The organism is Streptomyces sp. DH37 (genome assembly GCF_029813835.1).
Taxonomy (GTDB): domain Bacteria; phylum Actinomycetota; class Actinomycetes; order Streptomycetales; family Streptomycetaceae; genus Streptomyces.
Window position 1 is genome coordinate 1 of the sequence record NZ_JARVKV010000076.1, and the last position, 18,814, is coordinate 18,814.

Annotated in this window: 15 protein-coding genes; 8 read left to right on the forward strand and 7 right to left on the reverse strand. The window is 73.3% G+C overall.

From position 1 onward, the window contains the following. Positions 1-49: 49 nt before the first annotated feature. Both QC029_RS26740 and QC029_RS26745 read right to left on the reverse strand, forming a co-directional pair. Positions 50-865, reverse strand: a complete 816-nt coding sequence (locus QC029_RS26740) for an SAM-dependent methyltransferase (RefSeq protein ID WP_279558383.1) — start codon at positions 863-865, stop codon at positions 50-52. A gap of 217 nt (positions 866-1,082) precedes the next feature. Continuing rightward, positions 1,083-2,099 (reverse strand): LacI family DNA-binding transcriptional regulator, encoded by a 1,017-nt coding sequence (locus QC029_RS26745; RefSeq protein ID WP_279558384.1) that lies wholly within the window; start codon positions 2,097-2,099, stop codon positions 1,083-1,085. A gap of 289 nt (positions 2,100-2,388) precedes the next feature. Here QC029_RS26745 and QC029_RS26750 point away from each other — a divergent pair, with 289 nt between their 5' ends. The 4 genes from QC029_RS26750 (at position 2,389) to QC029_RS26765 (ending at position 7,466) form a co-directional block, all read left to right on the forward strand. Continuing rightward, positions 2,389-3,693 (forward strand): ABC transporter substrate-binding protein, encoded by a 1,305-nt coding sequence (locus tag QC029_RS26750; RefSeq protein ID WP_279558385.1) that lies wholly within the window; start codon positions 2,389-2,391, stop codon positions 3,691-3,693. A gap of 260 nt (positions 3,694-3,953) precedes the next feature. Continuing rightward, positions 3,954-4,988, forward strand: a complete 1,035-nt coding sequence (locus QC029_RS26755; RefSeq protein ID WP_279558386.1) for a carbohydrate ABC transporter permease — start codon at positions 3,954-3,956, stop codon at positions 4,986-4,988. Positions 4,989-5,005: 17 nt separating this feature from the next. Continuing rightward, on the forward strand, positions 5,006-5,932 hold the full coding sequence (locus tag QC029_RS26760) for a carbohydrate ABC transporter permease (protein WP_279558387.1): 927 nt from the start codon (positions 5,006-5,008) through the stop codon (positions 5,930-5,932). A gap of 79 nt (positions 5,933-6,011) precedes the next feature. Then, entirely contained in the window at positions 6,012-7,466 is a 1,455-nt protein-coding gene (locus QC029_RS26765) for a GH1 family beta-glucosidase (RefSeq protein ID WP_279558405.1), read from the forward strand. 46 nt (positions 7,467-7,512) lie between these two features. Here QC029_RS26765 and QC029_RS26770 read toward each other — a convergent pair whose 3' ends face one another. From QC029_RS26770 to QC029_RS26780, 3 genes are all read right to left on the reverse strand, one after another. Next, positions 7,513-8,133, reverse strand: a complete 621-nt coding sequence (locus QC029_RS26770; protein ID WP_279558388.1) for a hypothetical protein — start codon at positions 8,131-8,133, stop codon at positions 7,513-7,515. 82 nt (positions 8,134-8,215) lie between these two features. Next, positions 8,216-8,617 carry a DUF1992 domain-containing protein gene (locus tag QC029_RS26775; RefSeq protein ID WP_279558389.1) on the reverse strand — a complete coding sequence of 134 codons (402 nt, stop codon included), beginning with the start codon at positions 8,615-8,617 and terminating at the stop codon, positions 8,216-8,218. 118 nt (positions 8,618-8,735) lie between these two features. Beyond that, positions 8,736-10,271 carry an ATP-dependent DNA ligase gene (locus tag QC029_RS26780; protein ID WP_279558390.1) on the reverse strand — a complete coding sequence of 512 codons (1,536 nt, stop codon included), beginning with the start codon at positions 10,269-10,271 and terminating at the stop codon, positions 8,736-8,738. A gap of 173 nt (positions 10,272-10,444) precedes the next feature. On the opposite strand from QC029_RS26780, the gene QC029_RS26785 reads away from it, so the two are divergent. Then, positions 10,445-11,065, forward strand: coding sequence for a dihydrofolate reductase family protein (locus QC029_RS26785; RefSeq protein ID WP_279558391.1), 621 nt, complete (start codon positions 10,445-10,447; stop codon positions 11,063-11,065). Here QC029_RS26785 and QC029_RS26790 read toward each other — a convergent pair. Beyond that, the gene (locus tag QC029_RS26790; protein ID WP_279558392.1) at positions 11,038-11,466 is read right to left on the reverse strand and encodes an ACT domain-containing protein; all 429 of its coding nucleotides are present in this window, start codon (positions 11,464-11,466) and stop codon (positions 11,038-11,040) included. The two genes, QC029_RS26785 and QC029_RS26790, sit on opposite strands and share 28 nt — an antisense overlap. 108 nt (positions 11,467-11,574) lie before the next feature. Between QC029_RS26790 and QC029_RS26795 the strand changes: the two genes are divergently transcribed. Continuing rightward, on the forward strand, positions 11,575-12,075 hold the full coding sequence (locus QC029_RS26795) for a DUF6069 family protein (RefSeq protein ID WP_279558393.1): 501 nt from the start codon (positions 11,575-11,577) through the stop codon (positions 12,073-12,075). Between the two features lie 95 nt (positions 12,076-12,170). Here the strand turns inward: QC029_RS26795 and QC029_RS26800 are convergent, their stop codons facing one another. Beyond that, entirely contained in the window at positions 12,171-13,529 is a 1,359-nt protein-coding gene (locus tag QC029_RS26800) for a PhoX family phosphatase (protein WP_279558394.1), read from the reverse strand. A gap of 196 nt (positions 13,530-13,725) precedes the next feature. Here QC029_RS26800 and QC029_RS26805 point away from each other — a divergent pair, with 196 nt between their 5' ends. Both QC029_RS26805 and QC029_RS26810 read left to right on the forward strand, forming a co-directional pair. Continuing rightward, the gene (locus QC029_RS26805; protein WP_279558395.1) at positions 13,726-14,475 is read left to right on the forward strand and encodes a metallophosphoesterase; all 750 of its coding nucleotides are present in this window, start codon (positions 13,726-13,728) and stop codon (positions 14,473-14,475) included. 268 nt (positions 14,476-14,743) lie between these two features. After that, on the forward strand, positions 14,744-18,781 hold the full coding sequence (locus QC029_RS26810; protein ID WP_279558396.1) for a HAMP domain-containing protein: 4,038 nt from the start codon (positions 14,744-14,746) through the stop codon (positions 18,779-18,781). Positions 18,782-18,814: the final 33 nt, after the last annotated feature.

The following is an 18,814-nucleotide window of genomic DNA, read 5'->3' on the forward strand; positions in this document are numbered from 1 at the left end:
GTCCTCCCCCGGGAGGACGGGCCCCTCACGCACCGGCCGGCGGCGGGCCTCAGGGCTTGCGGGCGACGCCCCCGTACTCCTGCCACTCCCAGGTGAGCTGCCTGGGGCCCAGGTCCGAGTCGGGCCGCCAGGTGGAGACCTCCACCAAGCCGGGCTCGAGGATCTCCAGACCCTCGAAGAACCGCTCGACCTCGTGCGGCTCCCTGACCCGGCCCCAGTTGCCGCCGGTGCTCCTGTCCATGAACTCGGTCACGGACGTGCGCGTCCCGGCGTCCTCGCTGACCAGCTGGCAGATCACGAAGAAGCTCCCCGGCGCCAGCCGGTCGGCCACCCGCTTGACCACCCCGGCCGGGTCGGCGGAGTCGGGGACGCAGTGGAACACGGAGTTGAACAGGGCGGCGACGGGCCGGTCGAAGTCGATCAGCCGGACGGTGTCCGGGTGGTCCATGATGCCGTCGGTGTCACACAGGTCCGCCTGTATGACGGTGGTGTTCTCGTTCTCCTCCAGCAACGCGCGGCCGTGGGCCAGCACGATCGGGTCGTTGTCCACGTAGACCACGCGGGCGTCGCCGTCCACGCGCTGCGCGATCTGGTGGACGTTGTCCTGGGTGGGCAGACCGGAGCCGTGGTCGATGAACTGCCGGATCCCGTACTCCTGGGCCAGGACGCGCACCACGCGCTGCAGGAACCGCCGGTTGTTGAGCGCCAGCGCCTGCGTGCTGGGGACGACCTCCAGGAGCTTGTCGGCCGCCTGCCGGTCGACGGCGTAGTTGTTCTTCCCGCCCAGATAGTAGTCGTACATGCGCGCGGCAGTGGGGACGGTGACGTCGATGTTGCCGGTGAGGGGTTCCCTGGACTGGTTCATCCGGGCCTTCACAACCTTCCGCCTGGGAGACGTGTCGGGGACGGGGCGGCACCCGCCGCGTGGGGACCCATGCTGCCAGGTGCCCTCTCCTCGTGCCGCGGAAAGCGAACACCCGTCGGAACGTTCCCGGTTGGGCGCCGGCGGATGTCGGACGAAGGGCAACTCCGGCTGGTCCCGGGCCGGTTCGGCGCCGGAGGCGTCGGCTGTGTCGACGGCGTCAGGCCGAGTCGCGGACGACGAGCGAGGTGGGGAGCACCACCTGGTGCCGTGCGCCGCCGGGCTTGTCGATCTCCCGCAGCAGCAGTTCGGTGATCGTCCGGCCGATCTTCTCCACGGGCTGCCGCACGCTGGTCAGGGGCGGGTCGGTGTGCCGGGCGACGATCGAGTCGTCGAAGCCCACCACCGCCACGTCGTCGGGCACCCGCCGCCCCTGCCGGCGCAGTTCGGCCAGGGCGCCCGCGGCCATCACGTCCGAGGCGGCGAAGACCGCGTCCAGCCGGGGGCGGCGCTCCAGCAGGGCGCGCATGGCGCACCGCCCGCCGTCCTCGGTGAAGTCGGCGGGGGCGACCAGTTCCTCCCCGGCCTCCCGGCCGGCCTCGCCCAGCGCGTCCCGCCAGCCCTGCAGACGGCTGTTGCCGACGTCCATGTCCAGCGGGCCGGTGATGGTGGCGATCTCGCTCCGCCCGCGCTCGACCAGGTGGCGCACCGCCTCACGGGCGCCTCCGACGTTGTCCGAGTGGACGTGGTTCAGCGTCTCGGCGGGGGAGCGGCGCCCCGCCAGCACGGTCGGCAGCCCGAGCTTCTCCAGCAGGCCGGGCAGCGGGTCGTCCCGGTGCACCGAGACCAGGAGCACGCCGTCCACGCGGCGCGCGGTGAGGAAGCGGGTGAGCTGGTCCATCTCCCGCTGGTCGCGGACCAGGGTGAGCAGCAGCTGGATCTGGGTGCCGGCCAGGCCGTTGCTCACCCCGCGGATCACGGCGGAGAAGTAGGGCTCCGCCCCCAGCCGGCTCTCCGACTCCGGTATGACCAGGGCGATGGAGTCCGTCCTGCTGGTGACCAGGGAACGGGCCACGGAGTTGGGCACGTAGCCCAGTTCGGCGATCGCCGCCTGCACCGCCTCCCTGGCCTCGTCGCTGACCAGGGAGGAGCCGTTGAGCACCCGGGAGACGGTGGTGCGTCCCACCCCGGCCCGGGCGGCCACGGTCTTGATGGTCGGCCGCCGAGTGGCCCCCATGGCGTCCCGCCTCCCTCCGCTTCCGTCACGCCGCGTACGGCGTTCACCAGCGCATTGTGCCAGACGGCCGGGGTGCGGCCCGTGCGGCGTCGGCGCCCCCGAGGACACTCCCCGGTAACGGAATCGACATCCGTCCTTGACAGCCGCCGCTCCTGCGGACAGTCTTCCACAACCTGATGGGAACGTTCCCACCTTCGAATGGGATCGTTCCCACACCACCGTCCGGGGACCGGTGTGCCCCGGCGGACCGCACCGCGGTGATCCCGTCGCCGCCCGCAAGGAGGACGCCATGGGCAGAGCCCGCAAGCTGTTCGGTACGAGAGCCGTGACCGCCGTCTCGGCCGCCGTCTCCATCGCGCTCGTCGCGGGCTGCTCAAGCGGCGACGGCGGAGGCGGAGGCTCGGAGGACGGCAAGACCACCATCACCATGGGCCTGTTCGGGGTCATGGGCCTCAAGGAGACCGGCCTCCTCGAGCAGTACATGAAGGAGAACCCGGACGTCCGCATCGAGGCCGAGGTGGCCGGCGACGAGCAGACCTACTACACGGCGCTGCAGACCCGACTGGCCGCCGGCAGCGGGCTCAAGGACATCCAGGGCATAGAGATCGGCCGCGCCAAGGAGCTCGCCGACACCCAGGCGGACAAGTTCGCCGACCTCTCCGGCGTCCCCGGCATCGACCACTTCCTGCCCTGGAAGCAGAGCCAGGTCACCACCGGCGACGGCAAGGTCATCGGCCTGGGCACGGACATCGGCCCGATGGCGGTCTGCTACCGCAAGGACATGTTCGAGAAGGCGGGCCTGCCCACCGACCGCGATGAGGTCGCGAAGCTGTGGGAGGGCGACTGGAAGAAGTACGTCGAGGTCGGCAGGGACTTCAAGGACGGCTTCGAGGGTGACGGCGTCGCCTACATGGACAGCGCCAGCGGCCTGTTCAACGCGATGATCTACGGCGCCTCCGAGCAGTTCTACAACGCGGAGGGGGAGCTGATCCACCAGGACAACCCCGTCATCAAGGACGCCTGGAAGCTGGCCTCCGAGGCCGCCACCGACGGGCTGACGGCCAAGCTGCGCCAGTTCCAGCCCGGCTGGGACCCCGGACTGGCCAACGGCACCTTCGCCACCGCCGTCTGCCCGGCGTGGATGCTCGCCCACATCAGCGAGAAGGCCGGGCCGGGGAACAAGGGCAAGTGGGACGTCGCCCGCGCCCCCAAGGGCGCCAACTGGGGCGGCTCCTTCCTGGGCGTGATGGAGAGCAGCCCGGTGAAGAAGGAGGCCGAGAAGCTGGTCGCCTGGCTGACCGCCCCGGAGCAGCAGGAGCACATCTTCAAGGAGATCGGCAACTTCCCCTCCTCGGAGAAGGCCCTGGAGTCCCCGGCGGTGACCGGCGCGAAGTCCGAGTACTTCGACGACGCCCCGATCGGGGAGATCTTCGGCGCCGCGGCCAAGGAGATCCCGGACGAGCAGGTGCTCGGCCGCAAGGACGGCACCATCAAGGACACCTTCTCGCAGGGCCTGCAGCTCGTGGAGCAGGGCAAGAGCCCGGACGAGGCGTGGAAGACCACGGACGAGCGCGTCAGGAAGGCGGTCGACTGACCCGGCCCGGCCGTCCGTGAGGGGCCCCGGCGGCCGCCGCCTCCCCGCGCCGCCGCCGGGGCCCCTCCCCACCGGGCGCTCCCCGGAACCCGGAAGAGCCCGGGAACTCCCGGGGTCCCGAACCAGGGGACCCCGGGAGTCCCAGAACTCGTCAGACCCCTCCGAACTCCCAGAACTCCCAGACCCCCTCTGAACTCCCAGAACTCCCAGACCCCCTCTGAACTCCCAGAACTCCAGGAACTCCAGGAAGGAGGCCCTCCGTGGCCACCTCCACCTCGGCGTCCGGCGCCGGCGGGCCGCAGAGCGCGCCCGCCGGCCCCGCCAAGGGAAGCAAGGAACGCGGGGAAGACCCCGCCGGCCGCGACGGGGCGCGCCCCCGGCGGACGTGGCGCACCCTCCTCCACCGCTTCGACATCAAGGCGGCGCCCTACGCGTTCGTCGCCCCGTTCTTCGTCGTCTTCGCCGCCTTCAGCTTCTACCCGCTGCTGTACACGTCCTGGATCTCTCTCCACGACGTGGAGCTCGCGACCATGGACGTCATGGAGTGGGAGGGCTTCGGGAACTACACGGAGCTCTGGCAGGACGAACGCTTCTGGAACGCGCTGGGCAACACCTTCACCATCGGCGTGATCTCCACCGTCCCGCAGCTGCTGATGGCCCTCGGCCTGGCCCACCTGCTCAACTACGGGCTGCGCGGCTCGGCGTTCTTCCGGGTCGCCGCCCTGACGCCCTACGCGACCTCGGTGGGCGCCGCCGCCCTGGTCTTCACCATGCTCTTCGAGCGCGACTTCGGCATGATCAACTGGTTCCTGGGCCTGTTCGGGTTCGACAACGTCGACTGGGGGAACGCCAAGTGGCCCGCCCAGCTGGCCATCTCCTCCATCGTGATCTGGCGGTGGACCGGCTACAACGCCCTGCTGTACCTGGCGGCGATGCAGGCCATCCCCAAGGAGCGGTACGAGGCGGCGGCCATCGACGGGGCCTCCCGCTGGCAGCAGTTCACGAAGGTCACGATCCCCGGCATCCGCTCCACGATCGTCTTCACCATCGTGCTGTCCACCATCGGCGCCACCCAGCTCTTCGGCGAGCCGCTGATCTTCGGACAGGGTCCCAACGGCATCAGCGGCGGAGCGGACAACCAGTACCAGACGCTCGGCCTGCTGCTGTACGAGGAGGGCTGGAAGAACTACGAGATGGGGCGCGCCGCCACGATCGCCTGGGCGATGTTCCTCCTGCTCGTCCTCGTGTTCGTCCTGCAGCGCGTCGTCAAGCGCCTCACGTCCCGCACGTCCTGACCAGGGAGCGGTAACCCATGACCACCGACACCGTCCGCCCCGGCACGGACGTGCCCGAGCCGCTCGCCGGAGCCGCCCCGGCCGCGCCGCGCCGGTTCCGCCTGTCCCTGCGCCCGGGGGCCGGGCAGCAGCACCGCGCCGGGCCCGTCGCCTACCTCCTGCTCGGCGTGGCCGCGCTGCTCTCCCTCTTCCCGCTGTACTGGACGATGGTGGCGGCCTCCACCGACAACACCCGCGTCTCGCAGACGCCGCCGCCGTTCGTCCCCGGCCCCAACCTGCTGAAGAACCTCGCGGCCGCGTGGGAGGACGCGGCGATGGGCAAGGCGCTGACCAACAGCTTCATCGTCGCCACCACGATCGCCCTGTCCACCGTCCTGTTCGCCACCCTGGCCGGCTTCGCCTTCGCCAAACTGCGCTTCCGCGGGCGCAACATCCTGCTGATGCTGGTCATCGGCACGATGATGGTGCCGCCGCAGCTCAGCGTGGTGCCGCTGTTCATGATGATGACCGAGCTGGGCTGGGGGCAGAAGCTGCCCGCCGTCATCTTCCCGACCCTGGTCAGCGCCGTCGGCGTGTTCTTCATGCGGCAGTACCTGACGGAGGCGCTGCCCGACGAGCTCATCGAGGCCGGCCGGGTGGACGGGGCGCACAGCCTGCGGATCTTCTGGAGCATCGTCCTGCCGGTCGCCCGGCCGGCGATGGCGGTGCTGTTCATGATCACCTTCGTCCACGCCTGGAACGACTTCTTCTGGCCGTTCATCGTGCTCGACATGACCAACCCCACGATCCCGGTGGCCCTGACCCAGCTCAGCGCGGGATACGTGCGCGACCAGTCGCTCATCATGGCCGGCGCGCTGCTGGGCACCCTCCCGCTGCTGGTGATGTTCGTCGTCTTCGGCAAGCAGATCGTCGGCGGCATCATGCAGGGCGCGGTCAAGGGCTGACGCCCCCACCGGAAGACCCCGGACCCGTCCCACGCGTTCCCCGTTCCCGTACCACTGATCCGGAAGGACCTTCGTGGCCATCGCATCCCGTACCGCCGAACCCGCCCGGGCGACCTCCACCGCCAGGGTGTTCCCGCCCGGCTTCCTGTGGGGCACCGCGACCGCCGCCTACCAGATCGAGGGGGCCGCCGCCGAGGACGGCCGCACCCCCTCCATCTGGGACACCTTCTCCCACACCCCCGGCAGGACCCGCAACGGCGACACCGGCGACGTCGCCTGCGACCACTACCACCGCTGGCGCGAGGACGTGGCCATCATGGCCGACCTCGGCGTGGGCGCCTACCGGTTCTCCGTCTCCTGGCCGCGCGTCCAGCCCACCGGCAGCGGCCCCGCCTCCCGCAAGGGCCTGGACTTCTACAGCCGCCTGGTGGACGGGCTGCTGGAGAAGGGCATCCAGCCCGTCGTCACCCTCTACCACTGGGACCTGCCGCAGGAACTGGAGGACGCCGGCGGCTGGCCGGAGCGCGCCACCGCCGAGCGGTTCGCGGAGTACGCCTCCCTCGTCGCCGGAGCGCTCGGCGACCGGGTGGGCACGTGGACCACCCTCAACGAGCCCTGGTGCTCGGCCTTCCTCGGCTACGGCTCCGGCGTCCACGCCCCCGGCCGCACCGACCAGGTGGACGCCCTGCGCGCCGCCCACCACCTCAACCTCGCCCACGGCCTGGGCACCCAGGCGCTGCGCGCCGCCCTCCCCGGCAGCGCGCAGACGTCCGTCACGCTCAACCTGCACCACGTGCGGTCCCTGACCGACGACCCCGGGGACCTCGACGCCGCGCGCCGCATCGACGGCGTCGCCAACCGGGTCTTCACCGGCCCCATGCTGCGCGGCGAGTACCCGGCCGACACGCTGCGGGACACCGCGCACCTGACGGACTGGAGCTTCGTCAGGGACGGCGACCTGACCGAGATCCACCAGCCGCTGGACTTCCTGGGCATCAACTACTACAGCCCCACCCTCGTCTCCGCCGCCTCCGGCCCCGGCTCCCACAACGCCGACGGCCACGGCGTGAGCGCGCACAGCCCCTGGCCGGGCGGCGACGACGTCGCCTTCCACCGCCCGCCCGGCGACACCACCGCCATGGGCTGGGCGGTCGACCCCAGCGGCATGTACGACCTGCTGATGCGGGTCAGGGAAGACTTCCCCGACATGCCGCTGGTCATCACCGAGAACGGCGCCGCCTTCGACGACTACGTCAACCCCGAGGGCCGGGTGGTCGACCCGGAGCGGATCTCCTACCTCCACGGCCACCTGGCGGCGGTGCACCGGGCCATCGAGGACGGGGCGGACGTGCGCGGCTACTTCCTGTGGTCCCTGCTGGACAACTTCGAGTGGGGGTACGGCTACAGCAAGCGGTTCGGCGCGGTCCACGTCGACTACGCCACCGGCCGGCGCGTCCCCAAGGAGAGCGCCCACTGGTACGCCCGGGTGGTCCGCGACGGCGCCCTGCCGCCGGAGCCCGGCACGGGGGCCTGACCGGGACCGCCTCCTCGCGCGAGGGGGCGGGCACGGTCGGGCGCGGTCAGCCGGGGAGCGGGGGAGACGGCGTCTTCCCCCCGCTCCCCGTCCCCGTAGCCGGGGCGGTCTCCGATGCCGCCCCCGTACCCGGGGACGGGGAAGAGGACGGGTACGGGGGCGGGGACGGGGAGACGGCCCACGAGGGGAAGGGGATCGGCGGCCGGCAGTGCCCCTCCCGGACCTTCACCCGGCTCCCGTCGTCGAAGGGACCCTCCCGCGGAGGGTCCGGCGGCCGGATCCGGAGGCAGAGGACGTCGTCGAACTCGGCCACGCCGTCCGCCCGGACGTCGTAGAGGCCGTGCGGGCCGCTGTACCGCTCGACGTACACCCCGCCGGAAGGGGTCCGCTCTCCCCCGCTCGCCACGATCGCGTCCCTGATCGCCTCCTCGGCGGCGCGGTCGGGGACGTCGGGGCCCGGCAGGAGGTGCGGATGCGCCTCCAGGGCGGCGGCCGCCGCGTGGGCCGCCTCCTCCAGTTCGTCGTCGTTCCACGTCGTCTCGTCGTGCCACACGCTCAGGACGGCGATCCCGGCGAGGAGCACGAGCGCCGCGGCCGTCAGGACCACGGGATGGCGGAGGACGCCGGCGAGGTCCCGCCGCCGCCCGGACTGCTGTTCGCCGCTCACGGCCGCACCCTACGGCCCGGCGCCGGGCGCCGGGCCGAACGGCGGGCCAACACACCGCGAACTCCGCGCGCCCGCCCCGGGATCAGGCGGAGCGGCCCCGGCGCCACTCCCGTACGACCTCCTCGACGTCGAAGGGCTTCAGGCCGAGCGGCGGGCCGGGGGGCGGCATCCTGAGCGCCGCGCGGATCCTGTCGTCGACCTCCGCGAGGATCCGCCGCACCTCCGGCTCCGAGCGGGCGCCGCGGGCGGCGGCCAGGGCGTCCTCCGCCTCCTTGCGCAGGGCGAGCGCGGGCGGCAGCCAGGACAGCCCCTCGCGGCGCATCTTCCTCCTGACCCACCACAGGTCGTCGTACGGCTTGTCCAGGTCGGGCAACGGCTCGCCCATGCCCGGCAGGTCGTCGAACTCGCCGCGCTCCGCGGCCTCGCGGATCTGCCGGTCGGCCCATGTCTCGAAGTCGACGCCGGGCGGTTTGCGTTCGGTCACGGTGCGATCCTCCCCGTGGTACGGCGGTGTCGCGGTGCTCCTGCGGACCAGGCTACGGGCGGGGCCGGGCGCGCGGGGGCGGGCCGGGCCCCGCGCGCTCGGCCGGACCGCGGGGGACTCACCCGGCCAGGGAGAGCACCGCCTCGACGGTGTCCGCCTCGGCCGCCGTCTTGTCCTCCCGGTAGCGCAGCACCCGCGCGAACCGCAGCGTCACCCCCTCGGGGTAGCGGGGGGAGCGCTGCACCCCGTCGAAGGCGACCTCCACCACCAGCTCCGGCCGCACCGTCACCGTGGAACCGTCGTCTCCGGTGGCCAGTTCGAGCAGCCGCCCGGTCTGCCAGGCCAGCACGGCGTCGGTGAGTCCCTTGAAGGTCTTGCCGAGCATCGCGAAGGAGCCGTCGGGCCGGCGCGCGCCCAGATGGAGGTTGGACAGCCTCCCCGTGCGCCGCCCGTGCCCCCACTCGGCGGCCAGCACCACCAGGTCCAGGGTGTGCACCGGCTTCACCTTCAGCCAGGACGCGCCGCGCCGCCCCGCGCCGTACGCGGAGTCCAGCGCCTTGAGCATCACGCCCTCGTGACCGCGGACCAGCACCTCGTCGGCGAACTCCCGCGCCGCGGCCCGGGCCCGCTCGTCCCCGGGGTCGTCGACGGCCAGGCGCAGCACCCGCATCGGCTCGGGCACCACCCGGGCCAGCTCCGCGTACCGCTCGGCGACCGGCAGCGCCAGCAGGTCGCGGCCGTCGACCGACAGCAGGTCGAAGAAGACGGGCGACAGCGGCAGCGACGCCCGCGCCCGCTCCACGTCCAGCCGCGATCCGACCCGGCCCGCGACCTCCTGGAAGGGCCTGGGCCGGCCGTCCTCGCCCAGCGCGATGACCTCGCCGTCGAGGACCGCCCGCTCCGCCCGCAGCTCCCGGGCGGCGGCGGCCACCTCCGGGAGCCGGCCGGTGATCTCCTCCAGGGTGCGGGTGAAGACCCGCACGTCCGCGCCGTCGCGGTGCACCTGGACGCGGATGCCGTCGAGCTTCTCCTCCACCGCGCACGGCCCGAGCCGGTCCAGTGCCTCGTCCACGCTCCGGGCGGTCTGGGCGAGCATCGGCAGCACCGGCCGCCCCACGTCGAGGCGGAAGTCCGCGAGCGCGCCGGGACCGTCGGCGAGCAGGGCCCGGGCGACCGCGCCGAGCGAGCCGCCGACCATCACCGCGCGCCGCACCTCGGCCGGCTCGGCGCCCACCGCCGCGGCCAGGCCCTCGACGGCGAACGCGTCCAGCGCCCCCTGCCGCAGTTCGCCGCCGATCAGCCGGACGAGGAAGCGCTGCTCCTCGGCGGTCGCGGCGGACAGCAGCCCGTGCAGCAGCCGCCCGCGCTCGGCCTGCGCCCCCTTGCCCGAGACGGCGGCGATCCCGTCGAAGGCCCGGTGGACGTCCAGCACCGACAGCGACGGCCCGTCCGCCGGGGGGACCGGCCGGCCCAGCGACTTCCAGCCGATCCCGGTCCTGCGCTGGGGGAGCCGGCCCGCCAGATAGGTGATGACGACCGGGGCCTCCTCGGGCCCGGCCCCGCGGAACAGCCCGGCGAGCAGGGCGACCTTCTCCGTGCGTGAGGAGGTCTCCGCGACCCGGCGGGAGACCTGTGCGACGTCGGCCAGCAGCATGCCCCCATCCTCACCCGGACGGGTGGTCCCGGGGCCGAACGGCGCGCGGAGGGACGTACGCGCGGAAGGACGGGTGCGCCGGGACCGATGAGTCCCGGCGCGCCGGCGGGTCCGAACCCGTGGGGCCGGTCGGCGGGAAAGCCGGCCGGGGGAGCGGAACGAGGAGGAGGACCATGGCGAAGGTGACACTGACCGAGTTCCTGACCCTGGACGGGGTCGTGCAGGCGCCGGGAGGCCCGGACGAGGACCGCGACGGCGGGTTCGAGCACGGCGGCTGGGTGGTTCCCTACGTCGACGAGGACATGGGCCGGTTCGTCGACGAGGTGTTCCGGAGCGCGGACGGCTTCCTGCTGGGCCGCAGGACGTACCAGATCTTCGCCGCCCACTGGCCGCGCGTCACCGACGGCGACGACCCCGTCGCGACCCGGCTCAACGGCCTGCCCAAGTACGTCGCCTCCCGCACCCTGGACAGGGTCGGGTGGCACAACTCCACCCTGCTGAAGGGCGACGCGGTGCGGGAGGTCGCCGCGCTCGCGGAGCGGCTGGAGGGCGAGCTGCAGATCCACGGCAGCGGGACCCTGGCGCGGAGCCTGATGGCCCACGGCCTCGTCGACGAGTACCGCCTGCTGGTCTTCCCGGTGCTGCTGGGCGGCGGCAAGCGCCTGTTCGACGGCGGAGCCGTGCCGACCGCGCTGGAGCTGACCGGCAGCAGGACGACCGGCGCCGGCGTGGCGATCCACACCTACCGGGCGGCGGGGAGGCCCCGCTACGGCTCGTTCGAGCTGGAGGGGTGAGAGGCGGAGCGGGCGGAGAGGCGTTCGAGGAGGCGCACGGCCTCCGCCGCCCGCTCGTGGGGGACGAAGAGGTGGTCGTGGTGGAAGCCCGCCACCACGTTGCAGCTCAGCCCGGCCGAGGCGAGCTCGGCGGCGACGGCCGCGGTCAGGCCCACGGCGTCCAGCGCGGAGTGGATCCGCAGCGTGATCCGGCCCGCGGTGTAGTCGTGGCCGAGCCCGGCGCGGTCGGCCTCCTCCTCGCGCAGCACCAGGGTCAGGCCCTCCGCCTCGGCGACGGTGGCCACGGGCGTGACGCCCGGCGGCACCCGGCCGTCGGCGACGGTGGTGAAGACGTACCGCCCCGGGACCAGTTCCGGACGCATGCCCGCCAGCAGTCTTCGAAGGTCGCTCTCCGCCGCCATGCCGGGATCCTAGGCGTGCCGCGCCGCGACGGCCGCCGCGGGGGAGGTGACCGCCGGGCGGAGCCGGGTAGCCGCGGGGCAGCGGACCTCAACGCGGCGAGGTGACCCATGACAGGTTCGACCCCCTACGACCCGTACCCCCGCCACGGCGGCCACCGGGAGCCGGAACCGCCCCCGCGGCGGGTCGCGGCGGGGCGGCTGTGGGCCGCCGGCGCGGCGACCGCCGCCGTCGCCGCCCTGGCCGCGGTGGTCACCACGCTCCTGGTCCGCGGCGTCCTCGGCATCCCCGTCTCCGCCCCGCAGCGGGCGGGCGCGTGGGGGGACGCCACCACCGGGCACCTCGCCGCCATCGCCGCCTGCGGGGCCCTGGCCGCCACGGCCCTGCTGCACCTGCTGCTGGTGACCACGCCCCGGCCGCGCCGCTTCTTCACCTGGATCGTCGCCCTGGCGACCGCCGCGGCGATGCTGCTCCCCTTCACCACCGGCATCGCCACCGCCTCGAAGTTCGGCACGGCCGTCGTCGCCCTGGTGACGGGGCTGGCCGTCGTCAGCCTGCTGTCCGCGGCCGTCCCCTCGGTGGCCGGCGACCGGGACCGGTTCCGCGCCTGAGGGGGCCGGGGCGCCACCGCCCCGTACCGGCGGCGTGCCCCGTACGGCGCCGGTACCGGCCGGGGACGCCGTACGGGGCACGCGGGCGGGCCGGATCAGAGCGCGCCGCGGCGCCAGGGACCGGTGATCGCGAAGGTGATGCCGGGGGTCTGGACGTTGACGAAGAGCCAGTTGCCGTTCTTCGGCTCGAAGACCGAGCCCGCCCACTCGGAGCCCGTGTGGTCGGCCGCCGGGACGTCCTTGCCCGCGGTGCCGGAGCGCAGGTCCACGGCGTTGGCCGCGAAGCGGAAGATCTCCCCGTCCGTGGTCAGCCCGTGGACGTACTCCGTGCCGCCGCCGTCCTCGCACAGCACCAGGCCGCCGCGCGGGCTGACGCACATGTTGTCCGGGGCGTTGAGGACCTCGGCGCCGGGGGAGGCGAAGAGCACCCGGAACTCGTCGGTGGACGGGTCGAGCTCGAAGACCTGGCCCTGGCGGGCCGGGCCGCCGTCGGTGGTGATGACGTAGACGCGGTCGTTGCCGTACCAGGCGCCCTCCAGGCGGCTGAAGACGGCGGCGCCGTTCGCCTGCGCCTGCCGGCGCACCGTGTCGCCGTCCGGGTCGGCGTCGCCGACCGGCACCCAGGAGACGGCGCCGTAGGAGCCCGCCCCGTCGCGGCGGGTGTCGTACGAGGTCCCGCCGATGCGCAGCGCCTCCAGCCGGCCGCCCCGGGACAGGTCGCCGGGCACCGCCGGGACGAAGCGGTACAGGCAGGCGTCGCCCCGGTCCTCGGTCTCGTAGACGTAACCGGTCGCGGGGTCGACGGCGACGGCCTCGTGGTTGAACCGGCCCATCGCGGTGAGGGGCGTGGGGTCGCCCTTGCCCTCGGAGGCCACCTCGAAGACGTAGCCGTGCCGCTTGCCGGCGGTGGTGCCGAAGGTCTCCTCGCAGGTGAGCCAGGTGCCCCACGGGGTCGGGCCGCCCGCGCAGTTGCGCAGGGTGCCGCCGAGGCTGCCGTAGGACTCCAGCCACTGCCCGGCGTCCGGGTCGAAGACCAGGGTGGTGGTGCCGCCCCCGGCCGCCGGGTTGTAGGCGGGCGCGGTGAAGGCGGGCCCGGCGCCGCGCTCGTGGTTGCGCACCAGGTGGACCCGGTCGCCGTGCCGGAAGGCGGCCATGCCGTCGTGCGCGCCCGGGGTGCGGACCCCGTCGTCCATCAGGTCGTTGGTCCAGCCGTAGGAGACGTACTCGAACCCGCGCGGCAGGTGCAGCAGCTCCAGACCGGTGGCCTGGTCCTTCACCGGACGCAGCGGACCGTAGCCGGGGTCGAAGTCGAACCTGGCCGGCTCGGCCGCCGCCGTCCGCGCGGTGAGCGCCTGGAACGGCAGGCCGGCGGCCGCGGTCACGGCGGCACCGCGCAGCAGGGTGCGCCGTTCGAAGCCGGATCCGGCCGGTTCCCGGGAGGAGGTGCTGGTCATGAGGTCCCTTTCGGACGCGGTGGGCGGCGCGGGGGGTGGGGTCACAGCCGTGATCACCCTAGGGAGAGGGGCGCCGGCCGCCCCCCAACGGCAGGCGACCGTTGGGGGAACCTTCCGTGCCCCGCCGCCGCGCTCCGGGGGTACGCGCCCGGCGAACACGCTCGACCCCGGGGCTCGCGCGCGCCACAGTGAGGCCATGCCGAACCGGGTGGCCGTCCTCTCCGACATCCACGGGGTCCTGCCCGCGCTGGAGGCCGTGCTCGCCGAGCCCGAGGTCGCCGCCGCGGACCGGATCGTCCTCACCGGCGACCTCGCCGCGGGGCCGCAGCCGGCCGAGGTGCTCGACCTGCTGGCCGGGCTCGGCGACCGCGCGGCGTGGATCGGCGGCAACGCCGACCGCGAGCTGGTCGAGTACCGCCGCGGGCGGCGCGACGGCATCCCCGACCCGATCGCCCCCTGGGCGGCGGAGCGGCTGCGCGAGGACCACCTCGACCGGCTCGCCGGACTGCCGCTCTCGCTCACCCTGCCCGTGCGCGGCCTGGGGAAGGTGCTGTTCTGCCACGCCACCCCCCGCGACGACGAGGAGGTCGTCCTCGTCGACTCCCGCCCCGGCCGCTGGCGGGAGGTCTTCCGGGGGCTGGACGAGGATGTCGACGCGGTGGTCTGCGGCCACACCCACATGCCGTTCGTCCGCCTCGCCAACCGGCGGCTGGTGGTCAACCCCGGCAGCGTCGGCATGCCCTACGGGCGGGCCGGGGCGCACTGGGCGCTGCTGGGGCCGGGCGTCGAACTGCGGGTCACGGAGTTCGACGCCGCCTCCGCCGCGGCCCGCATCGCCCGCGAGTCCTCCTACCCGGAGGCCGCCGCGTGGGCCGACCACGCCCTGAACGCCCGCGCGGGCGACGAGGAGGCCCTGGAGGTCTTCGGGCCGCGGGACGGCCGCTGACCGGGGCCCGCAGACCTCCGGGACCGTCCCGCCCGCCCGGCCGCTCCCGCCGGGCGGCGCACGCCCCCCACGTGCGCGTGCGCCGCCGAAGACGGCGATTCGGCCGCGGTCCCGCGGTGAGGTAGCCTCGCCCTGTTTGCATGTTTGTCGGACGACAAGCGTGACGGCCTGTGAACGTGGTGCGATCACACCGCCTGCCCACCGAGCGCGACCGGGGTGGCGCGGCAGTGACGAGCCCCGGCGGCGGACGAGCGGAGCGATGGCGGACATGGCTGACACCACGGTCGGCGAGGCGCGCCCGGCGGGGCGCGGCAAGACCACCCGGAGCCGGAGCGTCGGCAAGGCGGGGGAGCAGGAGCTGCGGCAGCTCCTGGCCGGCCTGACCGCCGTCCGGGACGGCGACTTCGGCACCCGGCTGCCGGACGGCGCCGACGGACTCCTCGGCGAGATCGCCACGGTCTTCAACGGCATGGTGGACCAGCTGTCGCTGTTCACCTCCGAGGTGACCCGCGTCTCCCGCGAGGTCGGCAGCGAGGGACGCCTGGGCGGCCAGGCCCAGGTGCCCGGCGTCGGCGGCGCCTGGCGCGACCTGACCGACTCCGTCAACTTCATGGCGGGCAACCTCACCACGCAGGTCCGCTCCATCGCCCAGGTCACCACCGCCGTCGCCCGCGGCGACCTGTCGCAGAAGATCACCGTCGACGCGCGCGGGGAGATCCTGGAGCTGAAGAACACCATCAACACGATGGTCGACCAGCTCTCGGGCTTCGCCGACGAGGTGACCCGGGTGGCCCGCGAGGTGGGCACCGAGGGCATCCTCGGCGGCCAGGCGGACGTCAAGGGCGTCTCCGGCACCTGGCGCGACCTGACCGACTCCGTCAACTTCATGGCCGGGAACCTGACCGGCCAGGTCCGCTCCATCGCCCAGGTGGCCACCGCCGTGGCCAAGGGCGACCTGTCGCAGAAGATCCGGGTGGACGCGCGCGGGGAGATCCTGGAGCTGAAGGAGACCATCAACACGATGGTCGACCAGCTCTCGGGCTTCGCCGACGAGGTGACCCGGGTGGCCCGCGAGGTGGGCACCGAGGGCAAGCTGGGCGGCCAGGCCACGGTGCGCGGCGCCTCCGGCACCTGGAAGGACCTCACGGACTCCGTCAACGTCATGGCGTCCAACCTGACCGGCCAGGTCCGCTCCATCGCCCAGGTGGCCACCGCCGTCGCCCGCGGCGACCTGTCGCAGAAGATCACCGTCGAGGCCAAGGGCGAGGTCGCCGCCCTCGCCGACGTGATCAACACCATGGTCGACACCCTGTCGGCGTTCGCCGACGAGGTGACCCGGGTGGCCCGCGAGGTGGGCACCGAGGGCATCCTCGGCGGCCAGGCCCGCGTGCCCAACGTCGCGGGCACCTGGAAGGACCTGACCGACAACGTCAACTCGATGGCGAACAACCTGACCGGGCAGGTCCGCAACATCGCCCAGGTCACCACCGCCGTCGCCCAGGGCGACCTCACCCGCAAGATCGACGTCGACGCGCGCGGCGAGATCCTGGAGCTGAAGACCACCATCAACACGATGGTCGACCAGCTCTCCGCCTTCGCGGCGGAGGTCACCCGCGTGGCCCGCGAGGTCGGCAGCGAGGGACGCCTGGGCGGCCAGGCCGAGGTGGAGGGCGTCTCCGGCACCTGGAAGCGCCTGACGGAGAACGTCAACGAGCTGGCCGGGAACCTCACCCGCCAGGTCCGCGCCATCGCCGAGGTCACCAGCGCCGTCGCCGAGGGCGATCTGACCCGCTCCATCACGGTGGACGCCTCGGGCGAGGTCGCCGACCTCAAGGACAACATCAACTTCATGGTGCAGTCCCTGCGCGAGACCACCCGGGCCAACCAGGAGCAGGACTGGCTCAAGACCAACCTGGCCCGCATCTCCGGCCTGATGCAGGGCCGCCGGGACCTCGCCGTCGTCGCCGAACTGATCATGGACGAGCTCACCCCGCTCGTCGACGCGCAGTACGGCGCCTTCTACCTCGCCGAGGAGGACGCCACCGAGGGCACCGAGCTGCGCCTCATCGGCTCCTACGGCCACCCGGACGTGGCCCGGGGCGCCGAGCCGCCGCGCTTCAGGCTCGGCCAGTCCCTGGTCGGCCAGGCCGCCCGCAGCCGCCGCACCATCATCGTCGACGACCTGCCCGCCGGCTACGTCACCGTCTCCTCCGGCCTGGGCTCCACCGATCCCACCAGCCTGATCGTGCTGCCGATCATGGCGGAGGAGCAGGTGCTCGGCGCCATCGAGCTGGCGTCGGTCACCCCCTTCACCGCCGTCCACAGGGACTTCCTCGGCCAGCTCATGGAGACGGTGGGCGTCAACGTCAACACCATCGTCGCCAACGCCCGCACCGACGAGCTGCTGGAGGAGTCGCAGCGCCTGGCCGCCGAACTCCAGTCCCGCTCGGAGGAGCTCCAGGTCCAGCAGGAGGAGCTGCAGCGCTCCAACGCCGAACTGGAGGAGAAGGCCGCCCTCCTGGTCTCCCAGAACCGCGACATCGAGACCAAGAACCTGGAGATCGAGCAGGCGCGGCAGGAGCTGGAGGACCGCGCCCAGCAGCTGGCGCTGGCCTCGAAGTACAAGTCGGAGTTCCTGGCCAACATGAGCCACGAGCTGCGCACCCCGCTCAACAGCCTGCTGATCCTGGCCCAGCTCCTGGCGCAGAACCCGACCCGCAACCTCACCCCCAAGCAGGTCGAGTACGCGGGCATCATCCACTCCGCCGGCTCCGACCTGCTCCAGCTGATCAACGACATCCTGGACCTGTCCAAGGTCGAGGCCGGCAAGATGGACATCAACCCCGAACGCGTCCCGCTGCGCCGCCTGCTGGACTACGTCGAGGCCACCTTCCGGCCCCTCACCACCCAGAAGAGCCTCAGCTTCACGATCACCACCGCGCCCGGCGTCCCCGTCGACCTGTTCACCGACGACTCCCGGCTGCGGCAGGTGCTGCGCAACCTGCTGTCCAACGCGGTGAAGTTCACCGAGTCCGGCAGCGTCCGCCTCAGGATCGAGCCGGTCGCCCCGGACGAGCTGCCCCCCACCGTCCGGCTGCACGGCTCGGCCGTCGCCTTCCGGGTGGAGGACACCGGCATCGGCATCCCCGAGCAGCAGCTGGAGACCATCTTCGGCGCCTTCCAGCAGGCCGACGGGACCACCAGCCGCAAGTACGGCGGCACCGGGCTGGGCCTGTCCATCAGCCGCGAGATCGCCTACCTGCTGGGCGGCGCCATCACCGCCGAGAGCCTCCCGGGGGAGGGCAGCACCTTCACCCTCTACCTGCCCGTGGCGCGGCCCGACTTCACCGCCGTGCCCGCCTCCTCCCAGGACACCGAGGCGGGGACGGAGGAGACCGGTTCCGCCGACGCCGAGCAGCCCGCCGCGCCGCCGCGGCCGCAGAAGCGGCGGCTGCTGGTGATCGAGGACCGCCCCCGCGGCCTGCTGTCCCTGGTCGCGGAGAACGCCGTGGCGGACCTCGCCGAGGGCGCCCACGACCCGGGCGACCCGCGCGGCCCCGTGGAGATCGTCACCGCCGTCGGGGCGCAGGAGGCCGCCGCCGCGCTCGCCGCGGAGGCCTGCCACTGCGTGGTGCTCCAGCTCGACATGCCCGACGGGACGGCGCTGAGCTTCCTGGAGGCCATGGACGGCGACACGGCCCTGCGCCGGGTCCCGGTCCTCGCCCACAACAACCGGCGCCTGACCCCGGAGCAGGAGCGGGCCCTGCAGTCCCGCACCGGCAGCCGGCCGATGGAACTGCTCTCCGGCCTGGACGAGCTGCGCGAGCGCATCGCCCTGCACCTGACCGCCGAGGAACCGGGCGACGTGCTCCCGCTGGTGCGCTCGGAGGAGGTCCCCGAGCCGGCCCTGCCCGGGGAGATAGACGGCTCGCTGGCGGGCCGCACGGTGCTGGTCGTCGACGACGACGCGCGCAACGTGTACGCCCTCACCGGCATCCTGGAACTCCACGGAATGCACGTCCTGCACGCCGACAACGGCCGCAAGGGCATCGACTGCCTCACCGCCAACCCCGGTGTCGACCTGGTGCTGATGGACGTGATGATGCCGGAGATGGACGGCTACGCCGCGACCGCGGCGATCCGGGCGATGCCCGAGCACGCCCACCTGCCCATCATCGCGGTGACGGCCAAGGCGATGCCCGGGGACCGGGAGAAGAGCATCGCCGCCGGGGCGAGCGACTACGTCACCAAGCCGCTGGACGCCCGCGACCTCATCGCGTGCATCCGGCGCTGCCTGGGCCTGTAGGCCGAGCCAGCCATCCGCCAGCCCCAGCACGAC

Bases quoted from the DNA above. Each gene is read 5' to 3' on its own strand.
- QC029_RS26740 (WP_279558383.1), bottom strand. From the start codon at position 865: ATGAACCAGTCCAGGGAACCCCTCACCGGCAACATCGACGTCACCGTC.
- QC029_RS26745 (WP_279558384.1), bottom strand. From the start codon at position 2,099: ATGGGGGCCACTCGGCGGCCGACCATCAAGACCGTGGCCGCCCGGGCC.
- QC029_RS26750 (WP_279558385.1), top strand. From the start codon at position 2,389: ATGGGCAGAGCCCGCAAGCTGTTCGGTACGAGAGCCGTGACCGCCGTC.
- QC029_RS26760 (WP_279558387.1), top strand. From the start codon at position 5,006: ATGACCACCGACACCGTCCGCCCCGGCACGGACGTGCCCGAGCCGCTC.
- QC029_RS26780 (WP_279558390.1), bottom strand. From the start codon at position 10,271: ATGCTGCTGGCCGACGTCGCACAGGTCTCCCGCCGGGTCGCGGAGACC.
- QC029_RS26785 (WP_279558391.1), top strand. From the start codon at position 10,445: ATGGCGAAGGTGACACTGACCGAGTTCCTGACCCTGGACGGGGTCGTG.
- QC029_RS26790 (WP_279558392.1), bottom strand. From the start codon at position 11,466: ATGGCGGCGGAGAGCGACCTTCGAAGACTGCTGGCGGGCATGCGTCCG.
- QC029_RS26795 (WP_279558393.1), top strand. From the start codon at position 11,575: ATGACAGGTTCGACCCCCTACGACCCGTACCCCCGCCACGGCGGCCAC.
- QC029_RS26800 (WP_279558394.1), bottom strand. From the start codon at position 13,529: ATGACCAGCACCTCCTCCCGGGAACCGGCCGGATCCGGCTTCGAACGG.
- QC029_RS26805 (WP_279558395.1), top strand. From the start codon at position 13,726: ATGCCGAACCGGGTGGCCGTCCTCTCCGACATCCACGGGGTCCTGCCC.
- QC029_RS26810 (WP_279558396.1), top strand. From the start codon at position 14,744: ATGGCTGACACCACGGTCGGCGAGGCGCGCCCGGCGGGGCGCGGCAAG.